The 14554-nt window shown below is 60.5% G+C and carries 12 protein-coding genes; 6 read left to right on the top strand and 6 right to left on the bottom strand.

What is annotated here, in order from left to right:
- Position 1: 1 nt before the first annotated feature.
- Entirely contained in the window at positions 2-2107 is a 2106-nt protein-coding gene (locus KVG87_RS20365; protein ID WP_217852313.1) for a TonB-dependent siderophore receptor, read from the bottom strand.
- 88 nt (positions 2108-2195) lie between these two features.
- Positions 2196-3353, bottom strand: coding sequence for a Do family serine endopeptidase AlgW (algW, locus tag KVG87_RS20360; RefSeq protein WP_016770590.1), 1158 nt, complete (start codon positions 3351-3353; stop codon positions 2196-2198).
- Positions 3354-3457: 104 nt separating this feature from the next.
- Between algW and KVG87_RS20355 the strand changes: the two genes are divergently transcribed.
- The 3 genes from KVG87_RS20355 to cysN all read left to right on the top strand — a co-directional run bounded on the left by KVG87_RS20355 (position 3458) and on the right by cysN (position 7290).
- Entirely contained in the window at positions 3458-4216 is a 759-nt protein-coding gene (locus KVG87_RS20355) for a Nif3-like dinuclear metal center hexameric protein (RefSeq protein ID WP_024011629.1), read from the top strand.
- A gap of 248 nt (positions 4217-4464) precedes the next feature.
- Positions 4465-5382 (top strand): sulfate adenylyltransferase subunit CysD, encoded by a 918-nt coding sequence (cysD, locus tag KVG87_RS20350; RefSeq protein ID WP_016771664.1) that lies wholly within the window; start codon positions 4465-4467, stop codon positions 5380-5382.
- Positions 5383-5391: 9 nt separating this feature from the next.
- The gene (gene cysN / locus KVG87_RS20345; protein WP_042608740.1) at positions 5392-7290 is read left to right on the top strand and encodes a sulfate adenylyltransferase subunit CysN; all 1899 of its coding nucleotides are present in this window, start codon (positions 5392-5394) and stop codon (positions 7288-7290) included.
- Between the two features lie 217 nt (positions 7291-7507).
- Here the strand turns inward: cysN and yihG are convergent, their stop codons facing one another.
- Genes yihG through KVG87_RS20330 form a run of 3 tightly spaced genes read right to left on the bottom strand, consistent with a single transcriptional unit; the run spans position 7508 to position 10891 of the window.
- A complete protein-coding gene (gene yihG, locus KVG87_RS20340) occupies positions 7508-8413 on the bottom strand; it encodes a 1-acylglycerol-3-phosphate O-acyltransferase, YihG family (protein ID WP_217852311.1) in 906 nt (301 codons plus the stop codon).
- Positions 8414-10513, bottom strand: coding sequence for a phosphate acetyltransferase (gene pta / locus KVG87_RS20335; protein WP_217852308.1), 2100 nt, complete (start codon positions 10511-10513; stop codon positions 8414-8416). It abuts the gene before it with no gap.
- 51 nt (positions 10514-10564) lie between these two features.
- Positions 10565-10891: a DUF3565 domain-containing protein gene (locus KVG87_RS20330; protein WP_073473919.1), complete on the bottom strand. Its 327-nt coding sequence runs from the start codon at positions 10889-10891 to the stop codon at positions 10565-10567.
- Between KVG87_RS20330 and KVG87_RS20325 the strand changes: the two genes are divergently transcribed.
- From KVG87_RS20325 to KVG87_RS20315, 3 genes are all read left to right on the top strand, one after another.
- Positions 10860-11345, top strand: coding sequence for an FKBP-type peptidyl-prolyl cis-trans isomerase (locus tag KVG87_RS20325; protein WP_016771661.1), 486 nt, complete (start codon positions 10860-10862; stop codon positions 11343-11345). The two genes, KVG87_RS20330 and KVG87_RS20325, sit on opposite strands and share 32 nt — an antisense overlap.
- A gap of 123 nt (positions 11346-11468) precedes the next feature.
- Positions 11469-11951 carry a glutathione peroxidase gene (locus KVG87_RS20320; protein WP_217852306.1) on the top strand — a complete coding sequence of 161 codons (483 nt, stop codon included), beginning with the start codon at positions 11469-11471 and terminating at the stop codon, positions 11949-11951.
- Between the two features lie 155 nt (positions 11952-12106).
- On the top strand, positions 12107-13210 hold the full coding sequence (locus tag KVG87_RS20315) for an NADH:flavin oxidoreductase (RefSeq protein ID WP_217852304.1): 1104 nt from the start codon (positions 12107-12109) through the stop codon (positions 13208-13210).
- 127 nt (positions 13211-13337) lie between these two features.
- On the opposite strand, the gene KVG87_RS20310 is transcribed toward KVG87_RS20315, so the two are convergent.
- Positions 13338-14537, bottom strand: a complete 1200-nt coding sequence (locus KVG87_RS20310; protein WP_217852301.1) for a glycosyltransferase family 4 protein — start codon at positions 14535-14537, stop codon at positions 13338-13340.
- Between the last annotated feature and the right edge of the window lie 17 nt (positions 14538-14554).

Genomic DNA, 14554 nt, shown 5'->3' with positions numbered 1-14554 from the left:
TTTACAGGTTGAGTGTCAGGCTGACGGTGAAATTGCGCGGCTCGCCGGGGTTGACCCAGTAGTTGCTGTAGGAGCGCTCGTAGTATTTTTCGTCGAAGATGTTGTTCAGATTCAGGCCGACCGTGACGGTGTCGCTGGCCTTGTAATGTGCGAGCAAATCCACGGTCTGGTAGGCCGGCAATTCGAAGTCGCTGCCGGATTCGCCCGAGCGATCGCCGACGTAAGTGAACGCTGCGCCGACGTCTGAACCGCGCAGACGGCCATCCTGAAATTCATAGACGCCCAGCAGACTGCTGCTGCGTTTGGCCACGCCGAGGATGCGGCTGCCGGTAGGAATGGTCGCGTCGCCCTTGGTCACCTCGGCGTCGATGTAGGCGAAGGCGCCGATGACCCGTATCGCGTCGGTCACCTGGCCGCTCACTTGCCAATCGAAACCCTGACTGCGCGCCTTGCCCATGGCGCGACTGGTGTCGGTGCCCGGATCGAGGGCGAGAACGTTTTCCTTGTCGATGTGGAAGAAGGCGAGGGTGCTGCTCACCCGCTCATCGAAGAGTTCGTTCTTGATCCCCACTTCGTAACCGACACCTTCTTCCGGGTCGAAGGATTTGCCGGAGGCATCCAGGCCGTTGTTCGGTTTGAACGAGGTCGAGGCGTTAGCGAACAGGCCGGTGTTCGGCGTGAGCTCATAGAGCAGGCCGGCGCGTTGAGTCAGCGCGTCGTGGCGCTGCTGGCTTTTGGCGTTGCGGCTGTGATCGTCGATGCGCTGATCGAAATGCTCGAAGCGCGCGCCGACCATGCCGCGCAGCTTGTCGGTGAAGATGATCTGGTCCTGCAGATTCAGCGCATGACTTTCGACGTGTTCGAAGAAGTCGGTGCCCGAGCGTACGCCATTGGGTTTCGGCTGGCCGTAAACCGGCTTATAGATGTCGATGGCGTAGGGGCCGCCGGCGACGGTGGTGACGCGTTCGTCCTTGCGGTAATTCTCGTACTCGGTGCCCACCAGCAATTCATGCTGCCACGGGCCGAGGTCGAACAGACCGCGCAGTTCCAGTTGGATGATGCTGTCGTGCCAACTCGTGTCGCGTTCGCGCAAGCGGCGGTTGACCGTATGGTCGTCGGCGTTCAGTGCTCGTTGTTCCGAGGCGTCGCCCCAGAGCTTGCCTTCCTTGTAGTGGCTGGCCAGGCGCAGTTTCCAGCTGTCGTTCAGATGGTGTTCAAGAGTGGCCTGGAGCAGGTTGTTGTGGTTGTCGATGTTGCCGTCGTTGGGCTCGCCCAAGAACGTCGAGCGCGATACGCCGCTCCATTTGTTGTTCGGCGCCACGACGCCACGATCGAACGTCGAGTTGTGACGGACGATTTCGCTCTCCACCAGCAGCGAGGTGTCCGGGTTCAACTGCCAACTGATCGAAGGCGCGACGAACACCCGCTGGCTGTCGACGTGGTCGCGAAAGCTTTTGTTGTCTTCTACGGCGAAGTTGATGCGCGAGAGCACATTGCCCTGATCATCGAGGGGCGTGTTGACGTCCAGCGCGGTGCGATAGCGGTCCCAACTGCCGGCGCTGGTCTGCAGAGTGGTGAACGCTTCGGGCTGCGGTTTTTTGGTGACGATGTTCACCGTACCGCCGGGATCGCCCCGGCCGTACAGGCTGGCGGCCGGGCCCTTGAGCACTTCGATGCGCTCTATATTGGCCGCATCTGGCGTACTCGGATAACCGCGATTGGCACTGAAGCCGTCCTTGTAGAACTCGGACGTGGTGAAGCCGCGCACGCTGTATTCGTACAGGGTCAGGCCGCCGAAGTTGTTCTGCTTCGACACGCCGCCGGCAAAATCCAGCGCACGTTCGACGCTGCTGCTGCCCAGATCCGAGAGTACACTGGCCGGAACGACGCTGATGGCTTGTGGGATATCGCGAATCGCCGTGTCGGTTTTGGTCGCACTGGCGGAGCGAGTCGCGCGATAACCGCTGACCGGGCCGGTCGGGGATTCGTAGTCGGAAGTGACGCTGATGGCTTCCAGCTCAACGGGCTGAGGCTCATCGGCGAAGGCGGGATCGCAGAGCAAACCCAGAGTCAGGCCCAACAGCGAGGCCTTTTTGCGAGACGACATGTTATGTTGTTCCAATTGCTAGAATTGAAACAATATAACATGCCTGTTGAGAATGTCTGCTATTCGCGCCACTGGCGCGAAAACATTTTTACTCTTCTTTTTCTTTCACCGGTGCCGGCGGTGGACGCAGGCCGATTTCAGCCGTCAGCTTCAGTTCCTTGCCGTTGCGCATGACCTGAATCGTCACCTTGTCGGTCGGTTTGATCCGCGCCACCTGGTTCATCGAGCGGCGACCATCGCCGGCCGGCTCGCCATCGATGCTCAGAATCACATCGCCCAGTTGCAGGCCGGCTTTCTGCGCCGGGCCGTCACGGAAGATTCCGGCGACGACAATCCCCGGACGCCCGGACAAGCCAAACGACTCCGCCAGCTCCTGAGTCAGCGGTTGTACTTCGATGCCCAGCCAGCCACGAATCACCTGGCCGTGCTCGATGATCGACTTCATCACTTCCATCGCCAGTTTCACCGGGATGGCAAAACCGATCCCTTGCGAGCCGCCGGACTTGGAAAAGATCGCCGTGTTGATGCCGGTGAGGTTGCCGTTGGCATCGACCAGCGCACCGCCGGAGTTGCCCGGGTTGATCGCCGCATCGGTCTGGATGAAGTCTTCGTAGTTGTTCAGCCCCAGCTGATTGCGGCCGGTGGCGCTGATGATGCCCATGGTCACGGTCTGACCGACGCCGAACGGGTTGCCGATGGCCAGCGCGACGTCACCGATGCGAATGCTGTCGGAGCGGCCGACGGTGATTGCCGGAAGGTTTTTCAGATCGATTTTCAGAACAGCGAGGTCGGTTTCCGGATCGCTGCCGATCACGCGGGCCAGCGTCTCGCGACCATCCTTCAGCGCCACGACAATCTGGTCGGCGCCGCTGGTGACGTGGTTGTTGGTGAGGATGTAGCCTTCCGGGCTCATGATTACCCCGGAACCGAGGCTCGATTCCATGCGCTTCTGTTTCGGCGAATTGTCACCGAAGAAGCGGCGGAACTGCGGATCCTCGAACAAGGGATGCGCCGGTTTGTTGATGACCTTGGTGGTGTACAGGTTGACCACCGACGGCGCGGCGATGCCCACCGCATCCGCATAGGACACCGGCCCCTGTTGCACGATCGTGGTCTGTGGCGCCTGTTGCAGATTGACGTCGAGGCTCGGCAGCCCGACCCACTCGGGGTAACGCTGAATAATCAACAGAGCGATAAGCACGCCGGCCAACAGCGGCCAGCCAAAAAAACGCAGCGCCTTGAGCATTAAGCACGTTCCTGGAAAGGTTGCAGGCGAGGTCAGACCGCCCATAATGTCGCGCATTATACGAGGCCGCGCGCGCCTCTGAACGGGATATTTAGGAGTCTTTCATGGCCGTTGCCCTCAGCACCCTCGTCGAAGAAGCCGACCGTTACCTGGGCAGTGCAAAAATTGCCGATTATTGCCCCAACGGATTACAGGTCGAAGGCCGCCCGCAAGTGATGCGCATCGTCAGTGGCGTCACCGCCAGCCAGGCTTTATTGGACGCCGCCGTCGAAGCCGAGGCCGACCTGATCCTGGTCCACCACGGTTATTTCTGGAAAGGCGAAAATCCTTGCGTCACCGGCATGAAACAGCGCCGCTTGAAGACCTTGCTCAAGCACGACATCAGTCTGCTCGCCTATCACCTGCCGCTGGATCTGCACCCGGACGTCGGCAACAACGTGCAACTGGCGCGTCAGCTCGACATCACTGTCGAAGGGCCGCTCGACCCGAGCAACCCGAAAGTCGTCGGGCTGGTCGGTTCGCTGAATGAGCCGATGACTGCGCGGGATTTCGCGCGCAAGGTGCAGGAAGTCATGGGCCGCGAGCCGCTGCTGATCGAAGGCAGCGGCATGATCCGCCGCGTCGGTTGGTGCACCGGCGGCGGCCAGGGTTATATCGATCAGGGCGTGGCGGCGGGGGTCGATCTGTTCATCAGTGGCGAGGCCTCCGAGCAGACTTTCCACAGTGCGCGGGAAAACGACATCAGCTTCATCGCCGCCGGCCATCACGCCACCGAACGCTATGGCGTGCAGGCGCTGGGCGAGTATCTGGCGAAGCGCTTTGCCCTTGAGCACATCTTCATCGATTGCCCCAACCCGATCTGAGCTCACCGCAAACTCCTGTGGGAGCGAGCCTGCTCGCGAAGGCGTCAGACCTTCAATACAAGGTGCCTGACACTCCGCCTTCGCGAGCAGGCTCGCTCCCACGTTCGGCCCTGACGGCCGAACTGGTGGGCATATTCATATACCCTTTCGATCTAGTTGGCGTCCTGATTAGAAGAGGTCGCTGTGCTAGGATTCCTCGCTCGAACACGGCCCGCTGGCCGTTCATAAGAAAGCTTTCGTGAGTAGCCATGGTCGACAAACTGACGCATCTGAAACAGCTGGAGGCGGAAAGCATCCACATCATCCGCGAGGTGGCCGCCGAGTTCGATAACCCGGTGATGCTGTACTCCATCGGTAAAGACTCCGCCGTGATGCTGCACCTGGCACGCAAGGCGTTCTTCCCGGGCAAACTGCCGTTTCCGGTGATGCACGTCGACACCCGCTGGAAATTCCAGGAAATGTACAAGTTCCGCGACAAGATGGTCGAAGACTTGGGACTGGACCTGATTACCCACATCAACCCCGATGGCGTGGCGCAGAACATCAACCCGTTCACCCACGGCAGCGCCAAGCACACCGACATCATGAAAACCGAAGGCCTGAAACAGGCACTCGACAAGCATGGTTTCGACGCAGCGTTCGGCGGCGCCCGTCGCGATGAAGAGAAATCCCGCGCCAAAGAGCGCGTGTACTCGTTCCGTGACAGCAAGCACCGCTGGGACCCGAAAAACCAGCGTCCGGAGCTGTGGAACGTCTACAACGGCAAGGTCAACAAGGGCGAATCCATCCGTGTATTCCCGTTGTCGAACTGGACCGAGCTGGACATCTGGCAGTACATCTATCTCGAAGGCATTCCGATTGTGCCCCTGTACTTCGCCGCCGAACGCGAAGTGATCGAGAAGAACGGCACGCTGATCATGATCGACGACGAGCGCATCCTCGAGCACCTGTCCGACGAAGACAAAGCGCGCATCGTGAAAAAGAAAGTGCGGTTCCGCACCCTTGGCTGCTACCCGTTGACGGGCGCGGTGGAGTCCGAGGCCGAAAGCCTGACGGACATCATTCAGGAAATGCTCCTGACGCGAACTTCCGAGCGCCAGGGCCGGGTCATCGACCACGATGGCGCAGGCTCGATGGAAGACAAAAAACGTCAAGGCTATTTCTAAGGGGCTGTCATGTCGCATGTTTCTGATTTGATCAGCGAGGACATCCTCGCCTACCTGGGCCAGCACGAACGTAAAGAGCTGCTGCGCTTTTTGACCTGCGGTAACGTCGATGACGGCAAGAGCACCCTGATCGGGCGCCTGCTGCACGACTCGAAAATGATCTATGAAGATCACCTCGAAGCGATCACCCGCGATTCGAAAAAATCCGGCACCACCGGTGACGACATCGACCTGGCGTTGCTGGTCGACGGCCTGCAGGCCGAGCGTGAGCAGGGCATCACCATTGATGTCGCTTACCGCTATTTCTCCACCGCCAAGCGCAAATTCATCATCGCCGACACCCCCGGCCATGAGCAGTACACCCGCAACATGGCCACCGGTGCGTCCACCTGTGACCTGGCGATCATTCTGGTCGACGCCCGTTACGGCGTGCAGACCCAGACCCGTCGTCACAGCTTCATTGCTTCGTTGCTGGGCATCAAGCACATCGTCGTCGCCATCAACAAGATGGACTTGAAGGACTTCGACGAAGGCGTGTTCGAGTCGATCAAAGCTGACTATCTGAAGTTCGCCGAAGGCTTGAAGATGAAGCCGACCAGCATGCACTTCGTGCCGATGTCTGCCCTTAAAGGCGACAACGTGGTGAACAAGTCCGAGCGCTCGCCGTGGTACACCGGCCAGTCGCTGATGGAAATCCTCGAGACAGTGGAAGTGGCGGGCGATCGCAACTTCACCGATCTGCGTTTCCCGGTGCAGTACGTCAACCGTCCGAACCTGAATTTCCGTGGTTTCGCCGGCACCCTGGCCAGCGGCATCGTGCACAAGGGCGACGAAGTCGTGGTGCTGCCGTCGGGCAAGAGCAGCCGGGTGAAATCCATCGTCACCTTCGAAGGTGAACTGGAGCACGCCGGCCCAGGTCAGGCGGTAACCCTGACCATGGAAGACGAAATCGATATCTCCCGTGGCGACCTGTTGGTGCATGCCGACAACGTGCCGCCGGTGACCGACAGCTTCGAAGCGATGCTGGTGTGGATGGCTGAAGAGCCGATGCTGCCGGGCAAGAAATACGACATCAAACGCGCCACCAGTTACGTGCCGGGCTCGATCGCCAGCATCGTCAACAAGGTCGACGTGAACACATTGGAAGAAGGCCCGGCGAGCGCGTTGCAGCTCAACGAAATCGGCAAGGTGAAGATCGCGCTCGACGCGCCGATCGCCCTCGACGGTTACGAAAGCAACCGCACCACCGGCGCATTCATCGTCATCGATCGCCTGACCAACGGCACCGTTGGCGCCGGCATGATCGTCGCTCAGCCAGTGGCCCATGGCACCGCCACCCACCACGGCAAATTGGCCCACGTGGCGACCGAAGAACGTGCCCAGCGCTTCGGCCAGCAACCGGCCACCGTGCTGTTCAGCGGCCTGTCCGGCGCGGGCAAAAGCACCCTGGCGTATGCGGTCGAGCGCAAGCTGTTCGACATGGGCCGCGCGGTGTTTGTACTCGATGGCCAGAACCTGCGTCATGACTTGAACAAAGGTCTGCCACAGGATCGCGCCGGGCGTACCGAGAACTGGCGTCGTGCCGCCCACGTGGCGCGTCAGTTCAACGAAGCGGGGCTGCTGACCCTGGCCGCGTTCGTCGCGCCAAGTGCCGAAGGTCGCGAGCAGGCCAAGGAACTGATCGGCAAGGATCGCTTGCTGACGGTCTACGTGCAGGCCTCGCCGACCGTGTGCGCCGAGCGTGATCCGCAAGGGCTGTACGCTGCTGGCGGCGACAATATCCCGGGCGAATCCTTCCCGTACGACGTGCCGCTCAATGCCGATCTGGTGATCGACACGCAGTCGCTGAGTCTGGAAGAAAGCGTCAAGCAAGTGCTGGAGCTGTTGCGGCAGCGTGGTGCGATCTAAGGTGGAAGCAGCGACAAGCTTCTAGCTGCAAGCGGCAAGAAAAAGCCCGCCGGTGAGTGATCATCGGCGGGCTTTTTTTGTGCCGGGTGATCGTTCCCACGCGGAGCGTGGGAACGATCAACTGTGGGAGCGAGCCTGCTCGCGAAAGCTTTATCTCATTCAACATCTTTGTATGCTGATCCACCGCTTTCGCGAGCAGGCTCGCTCCCACAGGGGGTTATTGGTGACCTGGATATTGGCGATGCATCTGCTCCAGCAACGCATCCTTGTCCAGCCACAGCTGATTGATCCAGCCCTGGAACTGCAATCGATACTCGCCGTCCTGATCGTAGTTCTTGCCGATGAAGGCCGGCGGGATTTTGATTTCTTCAAAATGCACCACCACATCACGCACATTGCCGCAGAGCAAATCCCAGAACCCCGGACGCCCGGCCGGGTAATGAATCGTCACGTTGACGATCGACTCCAGCTGTTCGCCCATCGCATCCAGCACAAAGGCGATCCCGCCGGCCTTGGGCTTGAGCAGGTATTTGAACGGTGACTGCTGCTGCGCATGCTTGCCTTCGGTGAAGCGTGTGCCTTCGACGAAGTTGAAAATTCCCACCGGGTTATGGCGGAATTTCGCGCAGGTCTTGCGCGTGGTTTCCAGGTCCTTGCCTTTCTTCTCCGGGTGTTTTTCCAGATACGCCTTGGAGTAGCGCTTCATGAACGGAAAGCCCAGCGCCCACCACGCCAGCCCGATTACCGGGACCCAAATCAGCTCCTGCTTCAGGAAGAACTTCAGCGGCTGAATCTTGCGGTTGAGCACGTATTGCAGCACCAGAATATCCACCCAGCTCTGGTGGTTGCTGGTGATCAGGTACGAGTGCTGATAGTCGAGACCTTGCAGGCCGCTGACGTGCCAGCGGGTGCGCCGTACCAGATTCATCCAGCCCTTGTTGTTGCTGATCCACGTCTCGTGAGTGTGGCTCATCAGCCAACCGGCAATGCGCTGGGTAAAGGCAAACGGCAGGGCCTTGACCAGCGCCACGCAGAACAGGAACGAGCACAGCAGAATCGTGTTGAGCGCCAACAGCAGCGAGGCGATCACGCCGCGCAACGGTGCAGGGAGAAAGTCCAGCATTTACACATCCATAGGTCGGTTGGCGGCTTGAATCGCGGTGAGCGCGATGGTGTAGACGATGTCATCGACTTGCGCGCCGCGCGGCAGGTCGTTCACCGGTTTGCGCAGGCCTTGCAGCATCGGCCCGAGGCTGACGCAATCTGCGCTGCGCTGCACGGCTTTGTGCGTGGTGTTGCCGGTGTTCAGATCGGGGAACACAAACACCGTGGCGCGCCCGGCGACCTGACTGTTCGGCGCCAGTTGCCGGGCGACGTCGGCGTTGGCGGCGGCGTCGTACTGCAACGGGCCGTCGATCAACAGCGAGTTTTGTTGCTCATGGGCGAGCAGGGTCGCCTCGCGGACTTTCTCGACTTCTTCACCGCGCGCCGATTCGCCGCTGGAATAGCTGATCATCGCCACCCGTGGGGTGATGCCGAATGCGGCCGCCGAGTCAGCGCTTTGCAGGGCGATCTCGGCCAGTTCCGCGGCGCTCGGGTGCGGGTTCATCACGCAGTCGCCGTAGACCAGCACCTCTTCCGGAAAGAGCATGAAGAACACCGACGACACCAGCGTGCAGCCCGGCGCGGTCTTGATCAGTTGCAGAGCCGGGCGGATGGTGTTGGCGGTGGTGTTGATCACCCCGGAGACCAGGCCGTCGACCTCGTCCAGCGCCAGCATCATGGTGCCGATCACCACGGTGTCTTCCAGTTGCTGCTCGGCCATCGGTGCGTTGAGGCTTTTGCTTTTGCGCAGGGCCACCATCGGTTCGACGTAACGCTCGCGGATGTGGTCCGGGTCAAGGATTTCCAGACCCGGCGGCAGCACGATGCCTTGGGCGCGGGCGACCGCTTCGACGTCTTCGGGTTTGGCCAGCAATACGCAGCGGGCGATGCCGCGTTCCTGACAGATTGCCGCTGCTTGCACGGTGAACGGCTCGCTGCCTTCGGGCAGCACGATGCGCTTGTTCGCCGCTTGCGCACGCTGGATCAATTGATAGCGGAACACCGCCGGCGACAGGCGCATCTCCCGAGGCGTACCGCAGCGCTGATGCAGCCAGTTGGCGTCGAGGTGGCTGGCGACGAAATCGGTGATGATCTCCGCGCGCTCGCGGTCATCAATCGGAATTTCCTTGTTCAGGCCATTGAGCAGATTGGCGGTGTCGTACGAGCCGGTGCTCACCGACAACACCGGCAAACCGGCCTGCAACGCGCCCCGGCACAGGTCCATGATGCGCGGGTCGGGCAGGGTGTCACTGGTCAGCAGCAGGCCGGCCAGCGGCACGCCGTTGATCGCCGCAAGACTGACGGCGAGGATGATGTCGTCGCGATCGCCCGGCGTCACCACCAGCACGCCGGGCTTGAGCAGCTCGACGGTGTTGCGCATGGTTCGTGCGCAAATGATGATTTTACTCATGCGCCGGGTTTCGTAGTCGCCCGCGTTGAGCACTTGCGCGCCCATCAGGTCGGCGACGTCTCGGGTGCGTGGCGCATTGAGTTCCGGCTGAAACGGGATGCAGCCAAGCAAGCGGAAATCACCGCTGCGCAGCAACGGCGAATGCTCCCTCAGACGCGTGGCGAAGGCGTCCATGCTCTCGTCGGTCTTGACCTTGTTGAGGATCACCCCGAGGACTTTCGGATCTTTCGGGCCACCGAACAATTGAGCCTGAAGCTCGACACGGCCAGAAAGCTCGGCGAGCACTTCGTTTTCCGGCGCCGAGACCAGAATCACCTCGGCATCCAGACTCTTGGCCAGGTGCAGATTGACCCGCGCGGCGTAACTGGCGCTGCGGGTCGGCACCATGCCTTCGACCACCAGCACGTCTTTGCCGACCGCCGCTTGCTGATACAGGGCGATGATTTCTTCGAGCAGTTCGTCGAGCTGACCGTCGCCGAGCATGCGTTCGACGTGCGCCAGTCCCAACGGTTGTGGCGGTTTCAAGCCATGGGTGCGCGCCACCAGTTCGGTGGAACGTTCAGGGCCGGTGTCGCCCGGATGTGGCTGGGCGATCGGTTTGAAGAAGCCGACTTTCAGCCCGGCGCGTTCAAGCGTGCGCACCAGCCCGAGGCTGATGGAGGTCAGACCCACGCCAAAATCGGTGGGGGCGATAAAAAAAGTTTGCATGGGAATTCTCTATGCAAGGGTGTCAGCCTATGTCTGGCCGACTACCGAAATTCAGTCGCCAAGGTTAGCGCTAACCGAGCCTTGTGCACACCAACCGCAGGCAAAGGGTTGACCTGTTTTTTCAATACGTTGCGCCGGATCCAGGACCCAGGCGCGGGTTTGCCACGGCGGCTGGTGTCGCAGGTGCTGGGTGTGGCCACAGGAAAGTTCGACCACCCAATGGCCATCTTCGTCCTGATGAAAGCCGGTGATGGTCGAAACCCGTTTGTCCGGGTTGTGGTCGCTTTCACGCGATTGCTTCGCTAAACTTGGCCTTTCTATATTCTTATGCAAAAGGTCTCGCCCCATGCTGATCGCCGCCAATAAGGCTGTCTCCATCGACTATACCCTGACCAACGACGCTGGTGAGGTCATCGACAGCTCCGCCGGCGGCGCTCCGCTGGTTTACCTGCAAGGCGCAGGCAACATCATCCCGGGCCTGGAAAAAGCCCTGGAAGGCAAAGCTGTCGGCGACGAGCTGAAAGTAGCCGTTGAGCCGGAAGACGCTTACGGTGAATACGCCGCTGAACTGGTCAGCACCCTGAGCCGCAGCATGTTCGAAGGCGTTGACGAGCTGGAAGTCGGCATGCAGTTCCACGCTTCGGCGCCGGACGGCCAGATGCAGATCGTCACCATCCGTGATCTGGACGGCGACGACGTCACCGTTGATGGCAACCACCCTCTGGCCGGTCAGCGCCTGAACTTCGAAGTGAAGATCGTTGATATCCGTGACGCCAGCCAGGAAGAAATCGCTCATGGTCACGTCCATGGCGAAGGTGGCCATCACCACTGATTTTCTGCGCTAAGCTTCGAGTACTGGAGAGGCGCCTGTGGGCGCCTTTTTAGTCCGCGGCTGTCCTTGGTGGCCTCGCCAAGTGGCTGTTTCGAGTAGAACACGAGAATCCTGGAGTTCGGCATGAGTGCTTTTCACGACCTTAAGTTGACCGCCCTGGATGGTCAGGAGCTACCGCTGGCACCGTTCAAGGGCCAAGTCGTGCTGGTGGTCAACGTGGCCTCCAAATGCGGCTTGACCCCTCAGTACGCGGCACTGGAAAACCTCTACCAGCAATACAAAGATAAAGGCTTTGCTGTGCTGGGCCTGCCGTGCAACCAGTTTGCCGGTCAGGAGCCAGGCTCGGAGAAAGAGATCCAGGAATTCTGCAGCCTCAACTATGGCGTGACGTTCCCGTTGGCGAGCAAGCTTGAAGTCAACGGCCACGAACGGCATCAGTTGTATCGCCTGCTGGCGGGCGAGGGCGCCGAGTTTCCCGGTGACATCACCTGGAACTTCGAAAAGTTTCTGCTCGGCAAGGACGGCCGGGTGCTGGCGCGGTTCTCGCCGCGCACCGCGCCGGATGATCCGACAGTGATTGCCGCGATCGAAAAAGCCTTAGCCTGAATCAGAAAATCGCAGCATTGAGCTGCGATTTTTTTTGCCTGCCTTTTGACCCTTAATCATTCAGATCAATAGTGCTGTCACGCAAAGGGCGTGGCGGATATTATCGCCGTCATATCGATCAATATCTGTCGCCAATGTTTTCGTGGAGCCTCTCGATGCCCGTTAAAGCCCTGTTCAAACCGTTCCTTCTCGGTGCCCTCGAACTGCCGACCCGCGTCGTCATGGCGCCAATGACCCGCTCGTTCTCGCCGGGCGGTGTGCCGAATTCCAAAGTCATCGAGTACTACCGTCGTCGTGCGGCCGCCGGGGTTGGTCTGATCATCACCGAAGGCACCACCGTCGGCCACATCGCGTCCAATGGCTATCCAAACGTGCCGCAGTTTTTCGGTGAAGCGCCGCTGGCCGGCTGGAAAAAAGTTGTCGACGCCGTGCACGCCGAGGGCGGCAAGATCGTTCCGCAACTGTGGCACGTCGGCAGCGTACGTCGCCTCGGCACCGAGCCGGACGCCAGCGTGCCGGGCTACGGTCCGTCGGAGAAACTCAAGGACGGTCAGGTCGTGGTTCATGGCATGACCAAGCAGGACATCCAGGACGTGATCGCCGCGTTTGCCCAGGCTGCCAAAGATGCGCAAAGCATCGGCATGGACGGTGTGGAAATCCATGGCGCCCACGGTTATCTGATCGACCAGTTCTTCTGGGAAGGCAGCAATCAGCGCAGCGACGAATACGGTGGCAGCCTGGCCAATCGTTCGCGTTTTGCCATCGAATTGATCCAAGCAGTGCGCGCGGCTGTCGGTGAGGGTTTCCCGATCATCTTCCGCTTCTCGCAATGGAAGCAGCAGGATTACACCGCGCGTCTGGTGCAAACCCCCGAAGCGCTGGGCGAATTTCTCAAGCCGCTGTCCGACGCTGGCGTGGACATTTTCCACTGCTCGACCCGACGCTTCTGGGAGCCGGAGTTCGACGGTTCGGATCTGAACCTTGCTGGCTGGACCCGCAAGCTGACCGGCAAACCGACCATCACCGTGGGCAGCGTCGGCCTGGACGGCGAGTTCCTGCAGTTCATGGTCAACACCGACAAGGTCGCGCAACCGGCCAGCCTGGAAAACCTGCTGGAGCGTCTGAACAGAGAAGAGTTCGACCTGGTAGCAGTGGGCCGCGCGCTGCTGGTCGATCCGGACTGGGCGCAGAAAGTCCGTGAAGGGCGTGAGCAGGACATTCTGCCGTTCAGTCGTGAGGCGTTGATGACCCTGGTCTAAGCGGCGCCAGTTCGAACCATTCGCGAGCAGGCTCGCTCCCACCTTCGACCGCATTCCATCTGAAAGAATGCAGTGCCCATGTGGGAGCGAGCCTGCTCGCGAAAGCTGTTTCTATGTCGCCGAAAATCTAAGGTTGTGTCTGCGCCCCAGGCACCACCAGCTCCCCCACACAAGCCCCACGCAAATATCCCTCGAACTGCTCGATAATCGCTGCCCAGCCCTGGCGACTGCCATGCTGCCGCGCATTCAGCCGCACACAGCGCAACCGCTCATCCTCCTCCAGTAACCACGCCGCCGCTTCGCAAAACGCCTGCTCATCGCCGGGCATGGCTGACACGCCGTTGTAGCCATGGCGAATATGCTGCGCCGCGGCTGCCTGGTCATAGGCAACAACGCCAAGTCCCGAAGCCAGGGCTTCCAGCACCACATTGCCGAAGGTTTCGGTCAGGCTGGGAAATACAAACAGATCTCCTGAGGCGTAGTGCGCCGCCAGTGCTTCTCCCCGCTGCGCGCCGCAGAAGATCGCCTCCGGCAGTTCTTTTTCCAGCGCCAAACGCTGCGGGCCATCTCCGACCACGATCAGCTTCAGATGGCGCTGTGGATAAGCTTCGCGCAGACCTTCAAAGCAGCGTTTGAGCAGGCCCAGATTTTTCTCCGGGGCGAGCCTTCCTACGTGGATGACCGCGATATCCGTATCAGAGAGCCCCCATTGCTCACGCAACGCGCTCTGACGTTTGCTTGGATGAAACAACTGGCTGTCCACACCCCGCGACAACAACGCCAGCCGCTCGAAATGCCGCCGCTCCAATTCCAGGCGCTGACTGGCGCTCGGCACCAAAGTCATTGCCGAACGATTGTGAAACCAGCGCAAGTAATGGGTGAGCATCCGCGTCAGCAGGCCGAGGCCGTACTGGCTGGTGTATTGCTGGAAGTTGGTGTGAAAACCGCTCACCACCGCAATCCCCAGGCGCCGTGCGGCGCGCAGTGCCGACAACCCGAGCGGGCCTTCCGTGGCGATGTACAGCACATCGGGGCGCTGGCGTTTCCAGCGGCGCAGCAGTTTATGCATCGACGACTGGCCCCATTGCAGTCCCGGATAGCCCGGTAGTGGCCATCCGCGACACAGCAACAGTGCATCGTCTTCGCTGCGTTGCGGATCGCCGGCCTGGCGCGGGCGCACCAGCTCCACCTGATGCCCACGTGCGCGCAAACCCTCGCACAAGCGGCCAAGGGTATTGGCCACGCCGTTGATTTCCGGTGGGAAGGTTTCGCTGATGAGGGTGATATGTAGAGCTGTCGTCATGACCTCAGTGTCGGCTGAGGCCATGTCGACGTTGTGACATT

This window comes from Pseudomonas siliginis (assembly GCF_019145195.1).
In the GTDB taxonomy this organism is placed as follows: Bacteria; Pseudomonadota; Gammaproteobacteria; order Pseudomonadales; family Pseudomonadaceae; genus Aquipseudomonas; species Aquipseudomonas siliginis.
Note: the sequence above shows the minus strand (reverse complement) of the source record. Positions and strands in the feature narration are given on the sequence as shown.

Bases quoted from the DNA above. Each gene is read 5' to 3' on its own strand.
- KVG87_RS20365 (WP_217852313.1), bottom strand. From the start codon at position 2,107: ATGTCGTCTCGCAAAAAGGCCTCGCTGTTGGGCCTGACTCTGGGTTTG.
- KVG87_RS20325 (WP_016771661.1), top strand. From the start codon at position 10,860: ATGCTGATCGCCGCCAATAAGGCTGTCTCCATCGACTATACCCTGACC.
- cysD (WP_016771664.1), top strand. From the start codon at position 4,465: ATGGTCGACAAACTGACGCATCTGAAACAGCTGGAGGCGGAAAGCATC.
- KVG87_RS20315 (WP_217852304.1), top strand. From the start codon at position 12,107: ATGCCCGTTAAAGCCCTGTTCAAACCGTTCCTTCTCGGTGCCCTCGAA.
- KVG87_RS20320 (WP_217852306.1), top strand. From the start codon at position 11,469: ATGAGTGCTTTTCACGACCTTAAGTTGACCGCCCTGGATGGTCAGGAG.
- KVG87_RS20310 (WP_217852301.1), bottom strand. From the start codon at position 14,537: ATGGCCTCAGCCGACACTGAGGTCATGACGACAGCTCTACATATCACC.
- cysN (WP_042608740.1), top strand. From the start codon at position 5,392: ATGTCGCATGTTTCTGATTTGATCAGCGAGGACATCCTCGCCTACCTG.
- KVG87_RS20330 (WP_073473919.1), bottom strand. From the start codon at position 10,891: ATGGAGACAGCCTTATTGGCGGCGATCAGCATGGGGCGAGACCTTTTG.
- yihG (WP_217852311.1), bottom strand. From the start codon at position 8,413: ATGCTGGACTTTCTCCCTGCACCGTTGCGCGGCGTGATCGCCTCGCTG.
- pta (WP_217852308.1), bottom strand. From the start codon at position 10,513: ATGCAAACTTTTTTTATCGCCCCCACCGATTTTGGCGTGGGTCTGACC.
- algW (WP_016770590.1), bottom strand. From the start codon at position 3,353: ATGCTCAAGGCGCTGCGTTTTTTTGGCTGGCCGCTGTTGGCCGGCGTG.
- KVG87_RS20355 (WP_024011629.1), top strand. From the start codon at position 3,458: ATGGCCGTTGCCCTCAGCACCCTCGTCGAAGAAGCCGACCGTTACCTG.